This is a genomic window from Actinospica sp., assembly GCF_035552695.1.
In the GTDB taxonomy this organism is placed as follows: Bacteria; Actinomycetota; Actinomycetes; order Streptomycetales; family Catenulisporaceae; genus Actinospica.
This window is the reverse complement of record NZ_DASZKT010000131.1, coordinates 23,698-43,930: the sequence shown is the minus strand read 5'-3', so window position 1 is coordinate 43,930 and position 20,233 is coordinate 23,698. Positions and strand designations below refer to the sequence as shown.

Annotated in this window: 16 protein-coding genes; 15 read left to right on the top strand and 1 reads right to left on the bottom strand. The window is 70.6% G+C overall.

The features are described 5' to 3' along the window. Positions 1-78 precede the first annotated feature (78 nt). Positions 79-1,899 (top strand): ABC transporter ATP-binding protein, encoded by a 1,821-nt coding sequence (locus VG296_RS16570; protein ID WP_325566631.1) that lies wholly within the window; start codon positions 79-81, stop codon positions 1,897-1,899. Then, the gene (locus tag VG296_RS16565) at positions 1,896-3,725 is read left to right on the top strand and encodes an ABC transporter ATP-binding protein (protein WP_325566630.1); all 1,830 of its coding nucleotides are present in this window, start codon (positions 1,896-1,898) and stop codon (positions 3,723-3,725) included. The genes VG296_RS16570 and VG296_RS16565 overlap by 4 nt, the downstream gene beginning before the upstream one ends. Here the strand turns inward: VG296_RS16565 and VG296_RS16560 are convergent. Then, on the bottom strand, positions 3,713-4,087 hold the full coding sequence (locus VG296_RS16560) for a hypothetical protein (protein ID WP_325566629.1): 375 nt from the start codon (positions 4,085-4,087) through the stop codon (positions 3,713-3,715). The genes VG296_RS16565 and VG296_RS16560 overlap by 13 nt on opposite strands. Before the next feature lie 388 nt (positions 4,088-4,475). Here VG296_RS16560 and hisI point away from each other — a divergent pair, with 388 nt between their 5' ends. The 13 genes from hisI (at position 4,476) to VG296_RS16495 (ending at position 20,101) form a co-directional block, all read left to right on the top strand. Beyond that, entirely contained in the window at positions 4,476-4,847 is a 372-nt protein-coding gene (hisI, locus tag VG296_RS16555) for a phosphoribosyl-AMP cyclohydrolase (protein ID WP_325566628.1), read from the top strand. Positions 4,848-4,875: 28 nt separating this feature from the next. Next, positions 4,876-6,399, top strand: a complete 1,524-nt coding sequence (locus VG296_RS16550) for an anthranilate synthase component I (protein WP_325566627.1) — start codon at positions 4,876-4,878, stop codon at positions 6,397-6,399. Positions 6,400-6,441: 42 nt separating this feature from the next. After that, the gene (locus VG296_RS16545; RefSeq protein WP_325566626.1) at positions 6,442-7,122 is read left to right on the top strand and encodes a Trp biosynthesis-associated membrane protein; all 681 of its coding nucleotides are present in this window, start codon (positions 6,442-6,444) and stop codon (positions 7,120-7,122) included. 98 nt (positions 7,123-7,220) lie between these two features. Then, a complete protein-coding gene (locus VG296_RS16540) occupies positions 7,221-7,586 on the top strand; it encodes an HGxxPAAW family protein (RefSeq protein ID WP_325566625.1) in 366 nt (121 codons plus the stop codon). Between the two features lie 210 nt (positions 7,587-7,796). Next, positions 7,797-8,603 (top strand): indole-3-glycerol phosphate synthase TrpC, encoded by an 807-nt coding sequence (trpC, locus tag VG296_RS16535; protein ID WP_325566624.1) that lies wholly within the window; start codon positions 7,797-7,799, stop codon positions 8,601-8,603. A 187-nt stretch (positions 8,604-8,790) separates the two neighbouring features. Further along, the gene (gene trpB / locus VG296_RS16530) at positions 8,791-10,047 is read left to right on the top strand and encodes a tryptophan synthase subunit beta (protein WP_325566623.1); all 1,257 of its coding nucleotides are present in this window, start codon (positions 8,791-8,793) and stop codon (positions 10,045-10,047) included. 3 nt (positions 10,048-10,050) lie between these two features. Continuing rightward, positions 10,051-10,857: a tryptophan synthase subunit alpha gene (gene trpA, locus VG296_RS16525; protein ID WP_325566622.1), complete on the top strand. Its 807-nt coding sequence runs from the start codon at positions 10,051-10,053 to the stop codon at positions 10,855-10,857. A 55-nt stretch (positions 10,858-10,912) separates the two neighbouring features. Next, positions 10,913-11,392, top strand: coding sequence for a MauE/DoxX family redox-associated membrane protein (locus tag VG296_RS16520; RefSeq protein ID WP_325566621.1), 480 nt, complete (start codon positions 10,913-10,915; stop codon positions 11,390-11,392). A gap of 63 nt (positions 11,393-11,455) precedes the next feature. Further along, positions 11,456-12,259, top strand: a complete 804-nt coding sequence (locus tag VG296_RS16515; RefSeq protein WP_325566620.1) for a DsbA family protein — start codon at positions 11,456-11,458, stop codon at positions 12,257-12,259. A 163-nt stretch (positions 12,260-12,422) separates the two neighbouring features. Then, positions 12,423-12,752, top strand: coding sequence for a hypothetical protein (locus tag VG296_RS16510; protein ID WP_325566619.1), 330 nt, complete (start codon positions 12,423-12,425; stop codon positions 12,750-12,752). Beyond that, the gene (gene lgt / locus VG296_RS16505; protein ID WP_325566618.1) at positions 12,749-13,786 is read left to right on the top strand and encodes a prolipoprotein diacylglyceryl transferase; all 1,038 of its coding nucleotides are present in this window, start codon (positions 12,749-12,751) and stop codon (positions 13,784-13,786) included. Before VG296_RS16510 ends, lgt begins: the two co-directional genes overlap by 4 nt. A gap of 308 nt (positions 13,787-14,094) precedes the next feature. Beyond that, positions 14,095-18,648 carry a glutamate synthase large subunit gene (gltB, locus tag VG296_RS16500; protein ID WP_325566617.1) on the top strand — a complete coding sequence of 1,518 codons (4,554 nt, stop codon included), beginning with the start codon at positions 14,095-14,097 and terminating at the stop codon, positions 18,646-18,648. Next, positions 18,641-20,101 (top strand): glutamate synthase subunit beta, encoded by a 1,461-nt coding sequence (locus tag VG296_RS16495; RefSeq protein WP_325566616.1) that lies wholly within the window; start codon positions 18,641-18,643, stop codon positions 20,099-20,101. The genes gltB and VG296_RS16495 overlap by 8 nt, the downstream gene beginning before the upstream one ends. The last annotated feature ends 132 nt before the right edge of the window (positions 20,102-20,233 follow it).

Genomic DNA, 20,233 nt, shown 5'->3' with positions numbered 1-20,233 from the left:
GGAATTGCGCTATACACAGGCCTTGTTCCCCAGCTAGTCTCTTCGCGCGCCCAAACGACCAAGGGGGACCGAGTACCGATGCGACCCTATCCGGCCGACGCGTCGCCGACCCGCCGCGGGCTGTGGGTTCTGGGCTTGGCCATTCACACCGAGAAAAAGGTCTTCGCGGGGGCACTGATCGGCAGCGCGCTGTACGGCAGCATGACCGTCGGCGCCGCGTGGGCCGTGGGCTGGGCCACCGACCACGTCGTGCTTCCCTCGCTGGCCGCGCATCACGTGAAGGTCGCGACACTGGCCGTCGGCGGTCTGCTGATCGTCGGTGTGGCGGTGGCGAAGGTGCTCGGCATCTTCGGCCGCCGGCTGCTCGCCGGAGTCCTCCAGTTCCGCATGCAGGCCCGCTATCGCCAACTGGTCACGGCCGCCTACCTGCGCCTTCCGCTCGCGTGGCACCAGCAGCGCCCCACCGGCCGCCTGCTGTCCAACGCGAACTCGGACGTGGAGATGGCCTTCATGCCGATCGCGCCGATGCCGATGTCCCTCGGCGTCGGCGTCATGCTGATCATCGGCATCACCGACATGCTGCTGACGAACTCGGTGCTCGCCCTCGTCGGCATCCTGCTCATCCCGGCGATCATCATCACCAACACCGTGTACGTGCGGCACGCGGGTCCCCGCTTCGCCCGCGCCCAGGAGCTGCGTGCGCACGTGGCCGAGGTGGCGCACGAGTCGTTCGACGGCGCGCTCGTCGTCAAGACACTGGGACGCGAGGCCACCGAGACCGAGCGTTTCGCCGACCGCACCCGGGCCCTGCGCGACGCCAACATCTCCGCGGGCCGCGCCCGCTCGCTGTTCAACCCGATCCTGGAGGCGCTGCCCAACCTCGGCGTGCTCGCGGTGCTGCTCTTCGGCACACAGCAGGTCGCCTCGGGGAACGCGCAGCCGGGCGACGTGGTCAACGTGGCCTATCTGATCACCCTGCTCGCCTTCCCGATCCAGGCCTTCGGCTGGGTGCTCGGCGACCTGCCGCGCTCCGTCGTCGGCTACGAGCGGGTCGCTGCGGTGCTCGCCGCCGAGGACCACACCGAGTACGGGGAGACGGTCGGGCGGCGCGACGGTTCGGCCGCGGCGCTCGCGTTCGACCGCGTGACCTTCGCGTACCCGGGCGCCGAGACCGCTCCGGTGCTGCGCTCGCTCACCGCCGCGATCGAGCCGGGACGCACGGTCGCCCTCGTCGGCGCGACCGGCGCCGGGAAGTCGACGATCGCCGCGCTGCTGGCCCGGCTGTCCGACCCGACCGGCGGCGCCATCCGGCTCGACGGCACGGAGCTCGCCGACTACGCGAAGGGCGAGGTGTCCGACGCGGTCGCGCTGGTCCCGCAGCAGACCTTCATCTTCGGCGACACCGTGCGCGCGAACGTGGCCCTCGGCGACGACGTCGGCGACGAGCAGGTATGGGCCGCGCTGCGCACCGCGCAGGCCGAGAAGTTCGTCAAGGCTCTGCCGCAGGGGCTCGACACCGTGATCGGCGAGCGCGGCACGACGCTCTCCGGCGGCCAGCGGCAACGTCTCGCGCTCGCCCGGGGGCTCGTGCGTCACCCGCGGCTGCTCGTCCTCGACGACTGCACGTCAGCAGTGGACCCGAGCGTCGAGGCGGCGATCCTCGACGGGCTCCGGGAGCAGAGCGAGGACGCGGACGCGGGGCGCGCGACGGTCGTCGTCATCGCCTACCGGAAGGCGACGGTCGCGCTGGCCGACGAGGTGCTGTTCCTGGAGGACGGCGCCATCTCCGCACGTGGCACGCACGACGAGCTGCTGGCACGTAGCGCCGGCTACCGCGAGCTGATCACCGCGTACGCCAAGGCTGCTGAAGAAGCCGAGGAGAAGGAGGTCGTGGCGTGACCACCACGGTCGAAGAAGTCGAGGAATCGGCTCCCGCCGCCCCGATCGTCGGCGAAGCCACGGGCGGTCCCATCAAGATCGTCCGGACCGGGCTGCGGCTGTCGCCCGAGTTCGTCAAGGGCATCGGCGCCACGATGCTGCTGGCGCTGGTCGCCACGACCGGGCGCATCGTCATCCCCATCGCCGTGCAGCAGGCCGTGGACCACGGCTTCGGCACCGCGTCCGGCAAGGTCGACGTCGGCGAGGTGGAGCGGATGGTCGCCATCGCGGCCGTCGCCGTCATCGCCACCATGCTCTCGGCGACCGCGATGAGCCGCCGCCTCTACCAGGCCAGCGAATCAGGGCTCTCCGGCCTGCGTATCAAGGCATTCCGGCACGTGCACGACCTGTCCGTGGCACACCAGCAGGCCGAACAGCGCGGCTCGCTCGTCTCCCGGGTCACCTCGGACGTGGACACCATCACCAACTTCATCCAGGAGGGCGGCCTGACGCTGTTCGTCAGCATCGCCCAGATGGCGCTGGCGACGATCGTGATGGCGGTCTACTCCTGGCAGCTGACGATCATGATCTGGCTCTGCTTCCTGCCGCTGTTCGCCACGATGCGACTGGTACAGCGCCGGACCGGCCGCAAGTACAGCGCGGTCCGCGCGGCCATCGGCCGGATGCTCGGCGCGGTCAGCGAGACGCTGGTCGGCACGCCGGTGGTGCGCGCCTACGGCATCGAGAACCGGATGGCCGCGCGGATGGACGAGTCCATCGTGCGCACGCGGCGCGCCCAGATCGGCGCGCAGCGCGTCGTCATCAGCACGTTCAGCGCGGGCGAGATCGCGGCGGGCCTGGCGAACGCGGGCGTCATCGTCGTCGGCACGCTGCTCGGCGTCGGCGGGGACCTGACCGCCGGTCAGATCGTCGCCATGCTGTTCCTGGTCTCGCTGTTCATCACCCCGGTGCAGTGGGGCGTCGAGGTGCTCAACGAGGCGCAGAACGCGATCTCCGGCTGGCGCCGCGTGATCGGGCTGCTGGAGGCGGTTCCGGACGTGCCCGACCCCGGCGCCGCGGGCACGGATCTGCCGGACCGGCCGCTCGACGTGCGCTTCGACCACGTCGCCTACGCCTACCCCGGCGGCGCCCGGGTGCTGCGCGACGTGGACGTCACGATTCCGGCGCGCGCCCGGATCGCGGTCGTCGGCGAGACGGGATCCGGCAAGACGACCTTCGCCAAGCTGCTGACGCGGCTGATGGATCCGGTCGAGGGCGCCGTGCTGATCGGCGGCGTGGACGCCCGGCAGATCCCGTTCGAGCAACTGCGGCGGCGCGTGGTGATGGTCCCTCAGGACGGCTTCCTGTTCGAGGGCACGCTCGCCGACAATGTCCGCTACGGAGCACCCGGAGCGCAGGACGCGGCGGTGGCGCGGGCTTTCGAGACGCTGGGGCTCGGCGACTGGCTGGCCGGTCAGCCGCGCGGCGTCGCCACGGCAGTCGGACAGCGCGGCGAATCGCTTTCGGCCGGTGAGCGCCAACTGGTGGCGCTGGCCCGCGCATACGTCGCCGACCCGGACCTGCTGCTGCTCGACGAGGCGACCTCGGCCGTGGACCCGGCCACCGAGCAGCGCATCGCCCGCGCGCTCGAAGCACTCACCCGCGGCCGCACGACCGTCTCGATCGCGCACCGGCTCTCCACGGCCCAAGCCGCCGACGAGGTCTTCGTATTCGACGCCGGACGGCTCGTCGAGCGCGGAACGCATCGGGAACTCGTCGGGCAGGGCGGAATCTACGCGGGGCTCTACGCCTCCTGGGCGCGCACCGCGGTCGGTCACGCTATCTGACGGTACGTGAGCGCGAGCCAGGTCACCGAGTAGAGCAGCGCGAGGTTCGCCGCCACGAACGGGATCCACAGCCGGCGACCGCGGATCAGCTCCGGCAGCGAGATGCAGAACGGGATGATCGCGGCGAGGTAGCGCGGCTCGGACGTGAACAGCGGCGAGGTGATTCCGAGCACGAACATCACCGCGGACCACGCCGTGAACGAGCCGGGCAGCAGCCCCCAGCAGGCGGTCAGTGCGAAGACCCCGATCGCGGCGCAGGCCAGCGACGTGATCAGGATGCTTGCGGAGTCCGGGGTGTTCAGCAGCGTCCGGATGGTCGCGAACGGGTCCTGCGTGACGGCGCCGCGATTGCCGCTCGACACCTGCTGGGTGAACGGGAGGATCCAGTCGCCGAAACGCCACTGTGACCGGCAGCCGCGTCACGAGCGCCAGCCCCGCGACACACGACGACGTCAGCGGAAAGAAATGGGCAAGGCCGCCGGGCCCCGTGAAATCGCCGAACACATTGCCGCCGTGCGCCATCCCGTTCGCCTCGGCCAGATACCAGTGCGTATCCCAGGCGAAAAGCGGCGAGAAGATCCCGTGGCCGTCGATCCGGAAAACACACCGCCAGCACGATCACGTGCGCGAGCAGCCACGCCGGGAACGCGGCCCGCGGCCCGTCGCGCAACTCCGCTCGGGCGCCGCTGAGCGAATTCATCCGGGGTCCCCGTGGCATCGACGTGATCGTCTGAGCGCGACAATAGGGCCATGGACGAATCAAGGCCCGGGCGGATGGCGCTGGACCCGGAGATCGCAGCGAAGTTGAAACGGAACGGCCAGGGCCTGGTACCCGCCGTGGTCCAGCAGTTCGACACCGGTGAAGTGCTGATGCTCGCGTGGATGGACGACGAGGCGCTGCGCCGGACCCTGGCCACCGGCCGCGCGACCTACTGGTCCCGCAGTCGCGCCGAATACTGGGTCAAGGGCGAGACCTCCGGCAACTTCCAGCAGGTCAAGTCCGTCGCGCTGGACTGCGACGGCGACACCCTGCTGGTGAAGGTGGACCAGAGCGGACCCGCCTGCCACACCGGCTCGCACACCTGCTTCGACGGCCGCGAACTCAAACTCGAAGGTCGGTGACGGCCGGAAGTCCTGCACAATGTCTGCCATGACAACCGGCGCCACCACCCCGGACCTGCCCGCCTTCCGCGCCCTGGCCGACTCGCGGCGGGTCATCCCGGTCACCCGTCGCTTCCTGGCCGACGGCGAGACCCCGGTCGGGCTCTACCGCAAGCTCGCGGCCGAGCGCCCCGGCACGTTCCTGCTCGAATCCGCCGAGCACGGCGTCTGGTCGCGCTACTCGTTCATCGGCGTCCGCAGCGAACTGGCGCTGACCGAGCGCGACGGCGCGGCCGCCTGGATCGGCACCCCGCCCGCCGGTGCGCCGACCGGCGGCGAGCCGCTCGAGGTGCTGCGCGCCACGCTCGATCTGCTGCGCACCCCGCACGACCGGGACCGCGCCGACCTGCCGCCGCTGACCGGCGGCTTCGTCGGCTTCCTCGGCTACGACACCGTCCGCCGACTCGAGCGTGTCGGCGAGCACGCCAAGGACGACCTCGATCTGCCCGAGCTCACGATGCTGCTCGCCGCCGACCTCGCGGTGCTCGACCACACCGACGGCACGGTCACCCTGATCGCCAACGCGATCAACCTCAACGGCACGCCGGACGGCGTGGACGCGGCGTACCACGGCGCCGTCGCCCGGCTCGACGCGATGGCCGCCGACCTCACCCGGCCGGACCGGCTGCCGCCCGCGACCCTCGACCTCGGCGTGACGCCCGCGTACACCGCGAACCGCACCGGCGAGGACTTCCGGGCCGCGGTGGACAGCGCGAAGGAGGAGATCCGCGCGGGCGAGGCCTTCCAGATCGTGCTCTCCCAACGCTTCGAGATGGCCACGGACGCGAGCGCCCTGGACGTCTACCGGGTGCTCCGCGCGACGAACCCGAGCCCTTACATGTACCTGTTCCGCTTCCCGAGCGAGCGCGGCGCCTTCGACGTGGTCGGCTCCTCCCCGGAGGCGCTGGTGAAGGTGACCGACGGCGAGGCGATGCTGCACCCGATCGCCGGCACCCGGCCGCGCGGCGCGACCCCCGAGCAGGACGCGGCGCTGGCCGAGGAGCTGCTGGCCGACCCGAAGGAGCGCGCCGAGCACCTCATGCTGGTCGACCTCGGCCGCAACGACCTCGGCCGGATCAGCGCTCCCGGCTCGGTCGAGGTGCTCGACTTCATGAGCGTCGAGCGCTACAGCCACGTCATGCACCTGGTCTCCACGGTCGTCGGCACGGTGTCCGCCGACCGCAGCGCCCTCGACGTGCTGCTCGCAGCCTTCCCCGCGGGCACCCTGTCCGGCGCCCCCAAGCCGCGCGCCCTGCAGATCATCGACGACCTCGAACCCACCCGCCGCGGCGTGTACGGAGGCTGCGTCGGCTACCTCGATTTCGCCGGCAACAGCGACACCGCGATCGCCATCCGCACCGCGCTGCTGCGCGACGGAACGGCGTACGTCCAGGCCGGCGCCGGGATCGTGGCCGATTCGGTCCCCGAGTCCGAGGACGCCGAGTGCCGCAACAAGGCCATGGCCGTGCTGCGCGCCATCGCGGCCGCGGGCACCCTGCGCGCCGCGGACTGACCCGCCGGGTGATCGCGGAACCACGTTTGCGAGGATGGGGCCATGGCAGTCGTGCAGACCACCCCCGCCGAGGTCACCGAGCAGGAGCGCGTTCGCCCTGCGCGCAGGGCCACGAGGGCGAAGACGCTCGCCGCGCTGCTCGCCGCCGTGGGCGCGGGCGTCGTGTTGCTCACCATCGGCCGCGGCTGGGCGCACGGCGACGTCACCCAGCCGATCACCTTCAAGGTCACCGCGACCGGCTCGCAGCTGACCGGCGTGCCGTACGCGCTCGGCCTGGCCGGGCTCGCGGGCGCGCTCGCCCTGTTCGCCGTGCGCAGGATCGGGCGCTACCTGGTCGGCGCGGTGCTGGCGCTGGCCGGCGCGGGCACCGTGTACGCCGTCGCCGACCGGCTCAGCCGGCTGGACGAGGCGCTGCACGCGCAGGCCGGCGCGCAGGGGCTCGGCTCCACCACCAAGATCGTCAATATCGACAACAACCTGTGGCCGTACCTGACGATCCTCGGCGGCGTGATCCTCTGCGCCGCCGGGATCTACACGCTCGCGCGCGGCCGTGCCTGGTCCGGCCTCGGCAGCCGCTACGAGGCCCCGGCCACGCGGGCCGCGGCGGCCAAACCCGCGGGCAAGGTCACCGCGCGCGACCTGTGGGACGCGCAGGGCCGCGGCAGCGACCTCACCGAACTCGAGGAGCTCGACGCGCAGCCGAAGGCCGACCAGCCGACGTGAGATCCGTCTCCACCGGGCCCCCTGGTTGTGGGTCACGCCGGGGCATGGGGGAGAATGGTGGCCAGTCATACCTTTCGACTTTTAGGAGTCAGCACGTCATGTCCGAGGTGATCGAGGAGACCCAGGTCCAGAAGGGCCCGTCCAAGGCGGCCGGGGTCGCCGGCAAGGCGGCGCTTGTCGGCATGTCCATGCTGGGCTCGTCCGTGGCGCACACCGAGCCGCACGCGGACCACGGCTACGCCCCGGCCCGCTGGACCGCCGCGGCCATCTCCATCCTCGGCTGGCTGATCGGCGGCATCGCCTTCCCGTTCGGCATCTGGGCGCTGGTCGTGGCCGGCGGCGTGCTGCAGGTCGTCGCGGTCATCGCGAACCTGGCGATGAACGCCGCGGGCATGGGCGCCAAGACCAACGACGACTGGGCCGCCGCCAAGGCGAGGGCCACCGAGGCCCGCGCCGCCTCCTGAGGCCTCCCGAGGCCCCCTGATCCGGTCGGCCGCCCCGTTTCCGAGCACGGTGTCAATCGTGCCGTGACCGGGGCGGATGCGTGTTCGAAGGCCGCCGCACCCGGTCCGCGACGTGGATCTTGGCAGCGTGCGCGGCGCAAGGCCGATAGCATGGCAGGGCAAGACGGCGCCGTGTGTGGCCTGCGGATCTGAGGGGACGGTAGCGGAGCGATGAACGTGCTCGAGGAGATCATCGAGGGTGTCCGCGTCGACCTCGCCGCACGCCAGGAGGTCACCTCCCTGGATGACCTCAAGACCCGCGCGCGAACCCAGCCCTCGGCGAAGGACGGCGTGCGGGCGCTGCGCGGCGAGGGCGTGGCGGTGATCGCCGAGGTCAAGCGGTCAAGCCCGTCCAAGGGCGCGCTGGCCGCGATCGCCGACCCGGCCGGCCTGGCCGCCGACTACGAGCTCGGCGGCGCCAGCGTCATCAGCGTGCTGACCGAGCAGCGGCGCTTCGGCGGCTCGCTGCAGGACCTCAAGGACGTACGCGCCCGGGTCGACATCCCGGTGCTGCGCAAGGACTTCATCGTCTCCAGCTACCAGCTGTGGGAGGCCCGCGCGTGCGGCGCCGACCTGGCGCTGCTGATCGTGGCCGCGCTGGACCAGGACGCGCTGGTCTCGCTGATCGAGCGGGCCGAGTCCATCGGCCTGACCCCGCTCGTCGAGGTGCACGACGAGCAGGAGATCGAGCGGGCGGTCGACGCCGGGGCGAAGATCATCGGCGTGAACGCGCGCGACCTGAAGACGCTCAAGGTGGACCGGGACACCTTCGCCCGGCTCGCCCCGCACATCCCCGACGCGATCGTGCGGGTGGCCGAGTCCGGCGTGCGCGGCCCGCACGACCTGATCGCCTACGCCAACGCCGGCGCCGACGCTGTCCTGGTCGGCGAGTCGCTGGTCACCGGCCGGGACCCGCGCTCCTGCGTCGCCGATCTGGTCGCCGCCGGCGCGCACCCGGCGATGCGCCGCGGCCGATAGCCGCCGCGCTTCCCGCTAGGATGAGTTCCGTGAGTGCATCGACCTCCCCGCGCGCGGCCGCCCGTCGGCGTCCGTGGTGGCGCCACGCGCCCGCGGGCCGGCGATGGCTGGTCGTCGCTGCGGCCTAGTCCCGCGCGCCTGTTTCGATCGAAATAGCTCACTCACCTTCATCAGGAGACGAAGTCCGATGACGGACGCCAATGTCTTTTCCGACGCCTTCTTCGCCGCGTCGTACGCCCATCTCTCGCCGCAGCCCGACGCCGCCGGGCACTACGGCAAGCTCGGCGGCCGCTTCATGCCCGAGGCGCTGATGGCCGCCCTCGCCGAGCTCACCGAGGCCTACCAGAAGTCCAAGAACGACCCGGAGTTCCAGGCCGAGCTCACCCACTGGCTGCGCACCTACGCCAACCGTCCCTCGCTGCTCACCGAGGCCAAGCGGCTGTCCGCGCACGCGGGCGCCCGGATCCTGCTCAAGCGCGAGGACCTCAACCACACCGGCTCGCACAAGATCAACAACGTGCTCGGCCAGGCCCTGCTCACCAGGCGGATGGGCAAGAAGCGGGTCATCGCGGAGACCGGAGCCGGCCAGCACGGCGTCGCCTCCGCGACCGCCGCGGCGATCTTCGACCTCGAATGCGTCGTCTACATGGGCGAGGAGGACACCCGGCGGCAGGCCCTGAACGTGGCCCGGATGCGGATGCTGGGCGCCGAGGTCGTGCCCGTCGCCACCGGCTCGCGCACCCTCAAGGACGCGATCAACGAGGCGATCCGCGACTGGGTGACCAACGTCGAGCACACGAACTACCTGTTCGGCACGGCCGCCGGTCCGCACCCGTTCCCCTCGATCGTCCGCGACTTCGCCCGGATCATCGGCGTCGAGGCCCGCACCCAGGTGCAGGAGATGACCGGCGCGCTGCCGGACGCGGTGGCCGCGTGCGTCGGCGGCGGATCGAACGCGATCGGCGTGTTCCACGCGTTCCTGCCCGACGAGTCGGTGCGGCTGTTCGGCTTCGAGGCCGGCGGCTCCGGCGTCGAGACCGGCCTGCACGCCGCCTCGATCACCGGGGGAGCGGTCGGCGTGCTGCACGGCGCGCGCACCTACATCCTCCAGGACGAGTACGGCCAGACCCTGCCGAGCCACTCGATCTCCGCGGGTCTCGACTATCCCGGCGTCGGCCCCGAGCACGCCTGGCTGCACGACACCGGCCGCGCGACCTACCAGCCGGTCACGGACGCCGAGGCGATGGACGCCTTCAAGCTGCTGTGCCGCACCGAGGGCATCATCCCGGCCATCGAGTCCGCGCACGCCGTGGCCGGCGCGGTGCGCATCGCCCCGAAGCTGCGCGAGGAGCTGGGCCGCGAGCCGGTCATCATCGTGAACCTGTCCGGCCGCGGCGACAAGGACATGCACACCGCCGCGACCTACTTCGGTATGGAGGTCTGAGCCGTGAGCAAGCTCTCTGAGGTGCTCGCCGCCGCCAAGGCCGAGAACCGTGCCGCCCTGATCGGCTACCTCCCGGCCGGCTACCCGAGCGTCGAGGGCTCGATCGCCGCGTGCCAGGCGATGATCGAGGGCGGCGTCGACATCATCGAGGTCGGCCTTCCGTATTCGGACCCGCAGATGGACGGCCCGGTCATCCAGCGGGCCGTGCAGGTCGCGCTGGACGCCGGCGTCAACACGCTGGACGTGCTGCGGGTCGTCGAGGGCGTGGCCGCCACCGGCGCGCCGACCCTGGTCATGTCCTACTGGAATCCGATCGAGCGCTTCGGCTGCGACCGCTTCGCCAAGCAGCTCGCCGCGGCCGGGGGAGCGGGCACGATCCTGCCCGACCTGATCCCGGAGGAGGCCGACGAGTGGATCGCGGCGGCCGACGCGCACTCGCTCGACCGGGTGTTCCTCGTGGCGCAGACCTCGACGCCGGAGCGGATCTCGCTGACCACGGGCGTGTGCCGCGGCTTCGTCTACGCGGCCTCGCTGATGGGCGTGACCGGCACCCGCGACGCCGTCAGCGGCAACGCCGAGGGCCTGGTCGAGCGCACCCGCAAGGCGGCGGGGAGCCTGCCGGTCTGTGTCGGGCTCGGCGTCTCGAACGGGGTCCAGGCGGCCGAGGTCGCGCGCTTCGCCGACGGTGTGATCGTCGGCTCCGCCTTCGTGCGCAGGCTGCTCGAGGCGCCGGACGAGCCGAGCGGCCTGGCCGCCGTCCGCGACCTGGCGCGCGAGCTGGCGGAGGGCGTTCGCGCTGTCCGTCCGTGACATACTGACGACTCGTTGTAGTCGTCTGACGGGGCATCCAGGAGGATTCGACCTCATGCCGAGCAGGTTCTCCCTCCTGGATGCCCGGAGCTCGTGGATCTCGCTGCTCGCCCGGCTGCTGCTCGGCGCGATCTGGCTCTACTACAGCCTGCCGAAGCTGACCCAGCCCACGCAGAACATCGCGGACGTGCGCGACTTCCAGATCCTGCCGTCCAGCCTGGTCACGCCGTTCGCCTACGGGCAGCCCTATGTAGAGCTCGCCCTCGGCCTGCTGCTGATCATCGGGCTCGGCACGCGACTGGTCGCGCTGCTCTCCGTGATCATGCTGCTCGTCTACATCGGCGGCATCATCTCGCTCGGCGCTCGCGGCATCTCGATCAGCTGCGGCTGCGGCGGTGGCGGCGGCCAGGTCGCCGAAGGCCAGACCCGCTACACCCTCGACGTGCTGCGCGACGTGCTCTTCATGCTCCCGGCGCTCTGGCTGCTGTGGAAGCCGCGCTCGAAGTTCTCCGCGGACGAGGCGCTCGCGGTCTGACGTACCATCACTCTCCGCGTGTGGTGACTCGCTTGGAGTAATGCCTGTGGCACGATGTTCGCCATGGCATCGGAGTCGAGAAAGCGGTCCCAGGCGCGCGACCGGGCCGCGGCCGCGTACGCCGAGGAACAGGCGAAGGCCCGCCGCAAGCGGCAATACCTGATCGGCGGCCTGGTCGTCATCGTGATCGCCGCCGCCGTGGGCATCGGCATCGGCGTGCAGCACCACGTGAACCAGACGAACTCCTCGGCCGCGAACGGTCCGCTGGTCTTCCCGTCCGGCACCGTGGACAGCGGCCTGGCGATCCCCTTCGGCAGCGACCAGAACGCCAAGGTGACGCTGACGATCTACGAGGACTTCCGCTGCCCGTTCTGCAAGGAGGCGGAGTCGATGTTCAACCCGATCTACACCGCCGACGCCGACGCCGGGAAGATCGTCGTCAAGTACCACATCGTGAACCTGATCGACCAGAACTCCGGCGGCACCGGTTCGATCCAGGCGGGCAACGCGGCGGCCTGCGCGCAGAACGTGGGCAACGCGAAGTTCAAGGCGTACCACGACATTCTCTACGCGAATCAACCGGACGAGTCGGACGACGCGTTCTCCTCGAACTCGCTGCTGATCTCCTACGCGAAACAGGTCTCCGGCCTGGACGGTTCGACCTTTGAGTCGTGCGTGAACTCCGGCAGGTACCAGCCCTGGGTCGTCAAGAACTACAACGCGCTCAACACCGCCGAGAGCGGGAACGTGTCCACCCCGGATTACCTGATCAACGGCACCCGCTACAACCTGACCTCGCAGAGCGCGTCCGTGCAGCAGGCCGCCTTCACCGCGGCGCTGAACAAGGCCATCTCGGCGGCGGGCTGAAGCAGGCCGAGGTCACGAAGAGATCACGCCTTGCCGAGAATTCACCGAGAAGGGGCGACCGGCCTGTCCGGTCGTCCTTCCGCGTGATTAGGATTCTGCGTCGGGTGGCGGTCCCCTCGGGTAGGCCGCGCCCGTCCCGACGACTGGAGCGGATGACGACGCGATGAGCAGGCGGAATCGGATCGGCAAGGAACTGGCCCGGGAGCGGGCCGCCATAACGCAGGCCGAGGCGGAGTACCGGACGAAGCGCAACCGGCGCCTCGCGATCTACGGACCGATCGCCGGAGTCGTCTTCGTCGGCGTCGTGCTGACCCTCGTTCTCACCACCCACGCGTTCTCGTCCTCGAGCACGCCGTCGGCCAAGTCGTCCGCGTCGACCAAGGCCTCGACCTCGGCCTCCGCGACCGGCACCGGCACCGCTTCAGCGACCGCGAGCGCTTCGGCTTCCGCCTCGGCGTCTGCCACTTCGAGCCCGAGTGCGAGTAAGTCATGAAGACCACGCCCCTGGCGTATCTGCCCAGCCCGACGACGGCCGAGATAAAACTCGGGCCGTTCCCGATCCGCTTCTACGCCCTGTGCATCATCGCCGGCATCGCCATCGCGGTGTACCTCGGCGAGCGCCGGTGGCGGGCCAAGGGCGGCGAGCCGCACATCATCACCGACATCGCGATCTGGGCGGTGCCCTTCGGCCTGGTCGGCGGCCGGCTCTACCACGTGATCACCGACCCCGAGCTCTACTTCCCGCGCGGCCAGGACTGGGTGCGGGTGTTCTACGTGTGGGACGGCGGCCTCGGCATCTGGGGCGCGATCGCGCTCGGCGGGCTCGGCGCCTGGATCGGCGCCCGGCGCCGGGGCGTGCGGCTGCCGCCGTACGCCGACGCGGTCGCTCCGGGCATCGTGCTCGCGCAGGCCATGGGGCGCTGGGGCAACTGGTTCAACAACGAGCTCTACGGCGATCCGACCTCCAAGCCCTGGGGTCTGACGATCCACTGCATGGCCACCAGCGGAACGCGGGTCGCGGTCCCCTGCTCCGGTGTTCCCGGGACGACGACGGTGCTCGGCTACTTCCAGCCCACCTTCCTGTACGAGGTGATCTGGGACGTACTCGTCTGCGTGCTGCTGCTGTGGGCCGATCGCCGGTTCAGCCTCGGCCACGGCCGGCTGTTCGCCTTGTACGTCATGGGATACACGGTCGGCCGCGGCTGGATCGAGCACCTGCGCAGCGACTACGCGCACCACTTCTTGGGGCTGCGCGTCAATGACTGGGTATCAATTATCTGCTTCCTTGGCGCGCTGGCCTTCTTCCTGATCTCGCAGCGGCGCCAACCCGGCAAGGAGACCGGGGAGGAGCTCTACTGGCCGCATTTCAAGCCCTACGGGCCGGACGCGGCGCTCGCGACGGATTCCGAAGAGCCCGCTGAGGCGGGTGAGGCCGGGATCTCCACCGAAGATCATCCGGATGCTGAGACACCTGCTGAATCGGAAACCGGGTCCGCCGCCTCGGTCGCGCCGGAACAGCGCGAATAACCGCAGGTCGAGCGCGGGCGAAGGCTCGGGGGGCCGTCTCCAGGACTGGAGACGGCCTCTTGCCGTTCACACCGCTGTGACATGAGTCATAGGCTGGACGAGTGAAAGTCGCGCAACGCGGGGAAAACAGGGTGTAGCGCGCGCCATCCGCAGGTCAGAGAAGTGCCGTCCATATAGTGAGACGCAGTATGCCCTCATGACGGAATCTCGACCCATCGTGTAACCTCTGGTTTCACCGCGGCAGGGCCAGAGTCGTCCCTCGTGCGCACATTTACGTTGCGGCCCACACAGACGACACGGAGGACCCGATGGCTTCATCGTCCCCCCAAGCCGGCGCACTCTTCGGCGCTCTGCCTCGGGCGCAGGGTCTTTACGACCCGCGCGCCGAGAAGGACGCTTGCGGGGTCGCCTTCGTAGCCACCCTCACCGGTGAGCCCAGCCACCGGATCGTGGACCAGGCCCTCACCGCCCTGCGCAATCTCGAGCACCGCGGCGCCTCCGGCGCCGAGCCCGACTCCGGCGACGGCGCGGGCATCCTGGTGCAGGTCCCGGACGCCTTCCTGCGCAGCGCGGTCGACTTCCCGCTGCCCGAGCGCGGCGGCTACGCCGTCGGCCTCGCCTTCATCCCGGACACCGACGAGGCCGAGGCGGCCGCCCGCTCCGCCGTCGCCCGGGTGGCCGCCGAGGAGGGCCTCACGGTCCTGGGCTGGCGCGACGTGCCGGTGACCCCGGACCTGCTCGGCAACACCGCCCGCGCCGTCATGCCGCGCTTCCGCCAGCTGTTCGTCGCCGGCGGCGCCGGAGAGCAGGGCATTGAACTCGACCGCTTGGCATTCGTGCTGCGCAAGCGCGTCGAGCACGAGACCGAGTCCTACTTCCCCTCGCTCTCCGCGCGCACCATCGTCTACAAGGGAATGCTCACCACCGGACAGCTCGAGCCCTTCTTCACCGACCTGTCCAACCCCGCCTTCACCAGTGCCATCGCACTGATCCACTCGCGCTTCTCCACGAACACCTTCCCCGCCTGGCCGCTCGCCCACCCGTACCGCTTCATCGCGCACAACGGCGAGATCAACACCGTGCAGGGAAACAAGAACTGGATGCGCGCCCGCGAATCCCAACTCGCGACCGACGCCATCCAGGGTCCGCTGGACCGCGTCTTCCCGATCGTCACCCCGTCCGGCTCCGACTCCGCGAGTTTCGACGAGGTGCTCGAACTGATGCACCTGGCCGGACGGCCGCTGCCGCACGCGGTGCTGATGATGGTCCCCGAGGCGTGGGAGAACCACACCGAGATGGACCCGGTCAAGCGGGCCTTCTACCAGTACAACGGCTGCAAGATGGAGCCTTGGGACGGCCCGGCCTCGATCACCTTCACCGACGGCACCCTGATCGGCGCCGTCCTCGACCGCAACGGCCTGCGCCCCTCCCGCTACTGGGTCACCTCCGACGGCCTCGTCGTGCTCGCCTCCGAGGTCGGCGTGCTCGACCTCGACCAGGCCAAGGTCGTGCGCAAGGGCCGGCTGCGGCCCGGCCGGATGTTCCTGGTGGACACCGCCCAGCACCGCATCGTCGAGGACGAGGAGATCAAGGCCGAGCTCGCCGCCGAGCAGCCCTACCAGGACTGGCTGCACGCCGGCCTGATCAAGCTCGGCGACCTGCCCGAGCGCGAGCACATCGTGCACACGCACGCCTCGGTGGTGCGCCGCCAGCAGACCTTCGGCTACACCGAGGAGGAGCTGCGCGTCCTACTCGCCCCGATGGCCAAGGCCGGCGCCGAGCCGATCGGCTCGATGGGCTCGGACACCCCGCTCGCCGTGCTCTCGCAGCGCCCGCGGCTGCTGTTCGACTACTTCACCCAGCTGTTCGCGCAGGTCACCAACCCGCCGCTGGACTCCATCCGGGAGGAGCTCGTCACCTCCCTGGCCACCACCATCGGCCCCGAGGAAAACCTGCTCGACACCACCCCGGCCGCCTGCCGTCAGGTCCAGCTGCCGTTCCCGGTGATCGACAACGACGAGCTGGCCAAGCTCATCCACATCAACGCCGACGGCGACCTGCCGGGCCTGAAGGCCGTCACCATCTCCGGCCTGTACCGGGCCGCGGGCGGCGGCACGGCGCTGCGCGAGCGGCTCGCCGAGATCAACTCCGAGGTCTCCGGGGCGATAGCCGACGGGGCGCGCATCATCGTGCTCTCCGACCGGCACTCCGACGCCGAGCAGGCGCCGATCCCGTCGCTGCTGCTCACCTCGTCGGTGCACCACCACATGATCCGGGAGAAGACCCGCACCCACACCTCGCTGCTGATCGAGGCCGGCGACGTGCGCGAGGTGCACCACGTCGCGCTGCTCATCGGCTTCGGCGCCGCCGCGGTCAACCCGTACCTCGCCATGGAGACGGTCGAGGACCTGGCCAACTCCGGCACCTTCGTGCACGTGCCCGCCGAGAAGGCCATCAGGAACCTGATCAAGGCGCTCGGCAAGGGCGTACTCAAGGTCATGTCCAAGATGGGCATCTCCACCGTCGCCTCGTACCGCGGCGCCCAGGTCTTCGAGGCCGTGGGCCTGAGCCAGGCGCTCGTCGAGACCTACTTCACCGGCGCCGCCTCCAAGCTCGGCGGCATCGGACTCGACGAGATCGCCGCCGAGGTCGCCGCCCGGCACGCCCGCGCCTACCCGCGCGGCGTCAACCGCGCCTCGCACCGCCGCCTCGAGATCGGCGGCGAGTACCAGTGGCGCCGCGAGGGCGAGCCGCACCTGTTCGACCCGGAGACCGTCTTCCGGCTCCAGCACTCCACCCGCAACCGCCGCTACGACATCTTCAAGCAGTACACGTCGCGGGTGAACGAGCAGTCCCAGCGGCTGATGACGCTGCGCGGCCTGTTCGCCTTCGACGCCGCCGGACGCGGCCCGATCCCGATCGACGAGGTCGAGCCGGTCAGCGAGATCGTCAAGCGCTTCTCCACCGGAGCCATGTCCTACGGCTCCATCTCGCTCGAGGCGCACCAGACCCTCGCCATCGCGATGAACTCCATCGGCGCCAAGTCCAACACCGGCGAGGGCGGCGAGGACCCGGAGCGGCTGCACGACCCCGCGCGCCGCTCGGCGATCAAGCAGATCGCCTCCGGCCGCTTCGGCGTCACCTCCGAGTACCTCACCAACGCCGACGACCTGCAGATCAAGATGGCCCAGGGCGCCAAGCCCGGCGAAGGCGGCCAGCTGCCGGGAAACAAGATCTACCCCTGGATCGCCCGCACCCGGCACTCCACCCCCGGCGTCGGCCTCATCTCGCCGCCGCCGCACCACGACATCTACTCGATCGAGGACCTCGCCCAGCTCATCCACGACCTCAAGAACGCCAACCCGGCGGCGCGAGTGCACGTGAAGTTGGTCTCCGAGGTCGGCGTCGGCACCGTCGCGGCCGGCGTCTCCAAGGCCCACGCCGACGTCGTGCTCATCTCGGGCCACGACGGCGGCACCGGCGCCGCGCCGCTCACCTCGCTCAAGCACGCCGGCGGCCCCTGGGAGCTCGGCCTCGCCGAGACCCAGCAGACCCTGCTGCTCAACGGCCTGCGCGACCGCATCGTGGTGCAGACCGACGGCCAGCTCAAGACCGGCCGCGACGTGGTCATCGCCGCGCTGCTCGGCGCCGAGGAGTTCGGCTTCGCCACCGCCCCGCTCGTCGTCTCCGGCTGCGTGATGATGCGCGTGTGCCACCTCGACACCTGCCCGGTCGGCGTCGCCACCCAGAACCCCGAGCTGCGCGCCCGGTTCACCGGCAGGCCCGAGTTCGTGGTCAACTTCTTCGAGTTCATCGCGGAGGAGGTGCGCGAACTGCTCGCCGAGCTCGGCTTCCGCAGCATCGAGGAGGCCGTCGGCCGGGTCGAGCACCTCGACACCGCCAAGGCCGTCGAGCACTGGAAGGCCGCGGGCCTCGACCTGGCCCCGATCTTCCACGTGCCCGAACTGCCCGCCGACGCGCCGCGGCACCGCACCACGGTCCAGGACCACGGCCTCGTCAAGGCGCTCGACAACCAGCTCATCGAGCTCGCGAAGGACGCGATCGACGACGGCACTCCGGTCCGGGTCCAGCTGCCGGTGCGCAACGTCAACCGCACGGTCGGCACGATGCTCGGTCACGAGGTGACGAAGAAGTACGGCGGCGCGGGCCTGGCCGACGACACGATCGACATCACGCTCACCGGCTCCGCGGGCCAGTCCCTCGGCGCCTTCCTGCCCCGCGGCATCACGCTGCGGCTCGAGGGCGACGCGAACGACTACGTCGGCAAGGGCCTGTCCGGCGGCCGCGTCGTCGTCCGCCCGCCGCGCGAGGCCACCTTCGACGCCGCGAAGAACATCATCGCGGGCAACGTCATCGGCTACGGCGCGACCAGCGGCGAGATCTACATCTCCGGCACCGTCGGCGAGCGCTTCGCCGTCCGCAACTCCGGCGCCACCTTCGTCGTCGAGGGCGTCGGCGACCACGCGCTCGAGTACATGACCGGCGGCCGCGTCGTCATCCTCGGCGAGCACGGCCGGAACATCGCCGCGGGCATGTCCGGCGGCATCGCGTTCGTGCTCGACCTCAAGGTCGCCCGGGTCAACCCGGAACTCGTCAACGTCGAGGCCCTCGACGCCGACGACCGCACCTTCCTGCACAACGCCGTCAAGCGGCACTTCGAGGAGACCGGCTCCCAGGCCGCCGCCGTCCTGCTGGCCGACTGGGCGGGCTCGATCGCCCGCTTCGCCAAGATCATGCCGACCGACTACAAGCAGGTTCTCGGCACTCGGGCCGCCGCGCAGCGCGCGGGCCTGTCCGAGCAGGAGACCATGGACAAGATCATGGAGGCCGCACATGGCTGACCCGCGCGGTTTCATCACGACCCCCGTCCAGCACCCCGAGCGGCGCCCGGTCGCCGAGCGCGTCAAGGACTGGAAAGAGGTCTACCCGCAGCGCGCGCTGCTGCCCATCATCGTGAAGCAGGCCGGACGCTGCATGGACTGCGGCATCCCCTTCTGCCACAACGGCTGCCCGCTCGGCAACCTCATCCCCGAGTGGAACGACCTGGTCTGGCGCGAGGACTGGGCCGAGGCCATCGAGCGGCTGCACGCGACCAACAACTTCCCCGAGTTCACCGGACGGCTGTGCCCGGCGCCCTGCGAGACCGCCTGCGTGCTCGCCATCAACCAGCCCGCGGTGACCATCAAGAACGTCGAGGTCTCGATCATCGACAAGGCCTGGGACGCCGGCCTGGTCAAGCCCGCGGAGATCGAGCGGCACAGCGGCAAGACCGTCGCCGTCATCGGCTCCGGACCCGCGGGCCTGGCGGCGGCCCAGCAGCTGACCCGGGCCGGCCACACCGTGGCCGTGTACGAGCGCGCCGACCGCATCGGCGGCCTGCTGCGCTACGGCATCCCCGAGTTCAAGATGGAGAAGCGGCACCTCAACCGCCGGATCGAGCAGATGCGCGCCGAGGGCACCAAGTTCCGCACCGGCGTCGCCGTCGGACAGGACATCCTCGCCTCGCAGATCCGCGACCGCTACGACGCCGTGGTGCTCGCCGTCGGCGCGACGAAGGCGCGGGACCTGCCCGTGCCCGGCCGCGAATTCGCCGGAATCCACCAGGCGATGGAGTACCTGCCGCTGTCGAACAAGTCCTCCGAGGGCGACTTCGTCACCCCGCCGATCCACGCCAAGGGCAAGCACGTCATCGTCATCGGCGGCGGCGACACCGGCGCGGACTGCCTCGGCACCGCCACCCGGCAGGGCGCGGCCTCGGTCACCCAGCTCGAGATCATGCCGGAGCCGCCGCAGGAGCGTCCGGCCGGCCAGCCGTGGCCGACGTACCCGATGACCTACCGGGTCTCCTCGGCACACGAGGAGAACGGCGAGCGGGTCTACGCGTCCAGCACGACCGAGTTCGTCGCCGACGAGCACGGCAACGTCAAGGCTCTTCGACTCTCCGAAGTGAAGTTCGAGAACGGACGCTTCGAGCCCGTGCCCGGCACCGAGCGCGAGATCCCCGCGGACCTCGTCCTGCTCGCCATGGGCTTCACCGGGCCCGAGCAGGACAACGGCCTCGTCGGCCAGCTCGGCCTCGAGCTCGACGAGCGCGGCAACATCCGCCGCGACGCCGAGTTCCGCACCAACGTGCCGAACGTGTTCGCCGCCGGAGACGCCGGCCGCGGCCAGTCGCTCATCGTCTGGGCGATCGCCGAGGGCCGGTCCGCGGCGGCCACCGTCGACCGCTACCTCGGCGGCAACTCCAACCTCGCGTCCCCCATCGAACCCACCACGCGTCAGCTGCTCGTCTGATCCACCCTCAATTCGAGCGCTGTACACCGTTTCGTCAGGGGCGACTTCCGATGAAGTCGCCCCTGGCTGGTGTGGTTAGGATGAGGGGTACCGGACTGGTGGTGCGCGCTCCCGTCCGGCGCTTCGAGTCCC

What these genes read in the sequence shown, in the direction of transcription:
- VG296_RS16495 (WP_325566616.1), top strand. Translation starts at nt 18,641, where the DNA reads ATGGCTGACCCGCGCGGTTTCATCACGACCCCCGTCCAGCACCCCGAG.
- VG296_RS16540 (WP_325566625.1), top strand. Translation starts at nt 7,221, where the DNA reads ATGTCCGAGGTGATCGAGGAGACCCAGGTCCAGAAGGGCCCGTCCAAG.
- VG296_RS16510 (WP_325566619.1), top strand. Translation starts at nt 12,423, where the DNA reads ATGAGCAGGCGGAATCGGATCGGCAAGGAACTGGCCCGGGAGCGGGCC.
- trpC (WP_325566624.1), top strand. Translation starts at nt 7,797, where the DNA reads ATGAACGTGCTCGAGGAGATCATCGAGGGTGTCCGCGTCGACCTCGCC.
- lgt (WP_325566618.1), top strand. Translation starts at nt 12,749, where the DNA reads ATGAAGACCACGCCCCTGGCGTATCTGCCCAGCCCGACGACGGCCGAG.
- VG296_RS16545 (WP_325566626.1), top strand. Translation starts at nt 6,442, where the DNA reads ATGGCAGTCGTGCAGACCACCCCCGCCGAGGTCACCGAGCAGGAGCGC.
- hisI (WP_325566628.1), top strand. Translation starts at nt 4,476, where the DNA reads ATGGACGAATCAAGGCCCGGGCGGATGGCGCTGGACCCGGAGATCGCA.
- VG296_RS16515 (WP_325566620.1), top strand. Translation starts at nt 11,456, where the DNA reads ATGGCATCGGAGTCGAGAAAGCGGTCCCAGGCGCGCGACCGGGCCGCG.
- VG296_RS16520 (WP_325566621.1), top strand. Translation starts at nt 10,913, where the DNA reads ATGCCGAGCAGGTTCTCCCTCCTGGATGCCCGGAGCTCGTGGATCTCG.
- VG296_RS16570 (WP_325566631.1), top strand. Translation starts at nt 79, where the DNA reads ATGCGACCCTATCCGGCCGACGCGTCGCCGACCCGCCGCGGGCTGTGG.
- trpB (WP_325566623.1), top strand. Translation starts at nt 8,791, where the DNA reads ATGACGGACGCCAATGTCTTTTCCGACGCCTTCTTCGCCGCGTCGTAC.
- VG296_RS16550 (WP_325566627.1), top strand. Translation starts at nt 4,876, where the DNA reads ATGACAACCGGCGCCACCACCCCGGACCTGCCCGCCTTCCGCGCCCTG.
- gltB (WP_325566617.1), top strand. Translation starts at nt 14,095, where the DNA reads ATGGCTTCATCGTCCCCCCAAGCCGGCGCACTCTTCGGCGCTCTGCCT.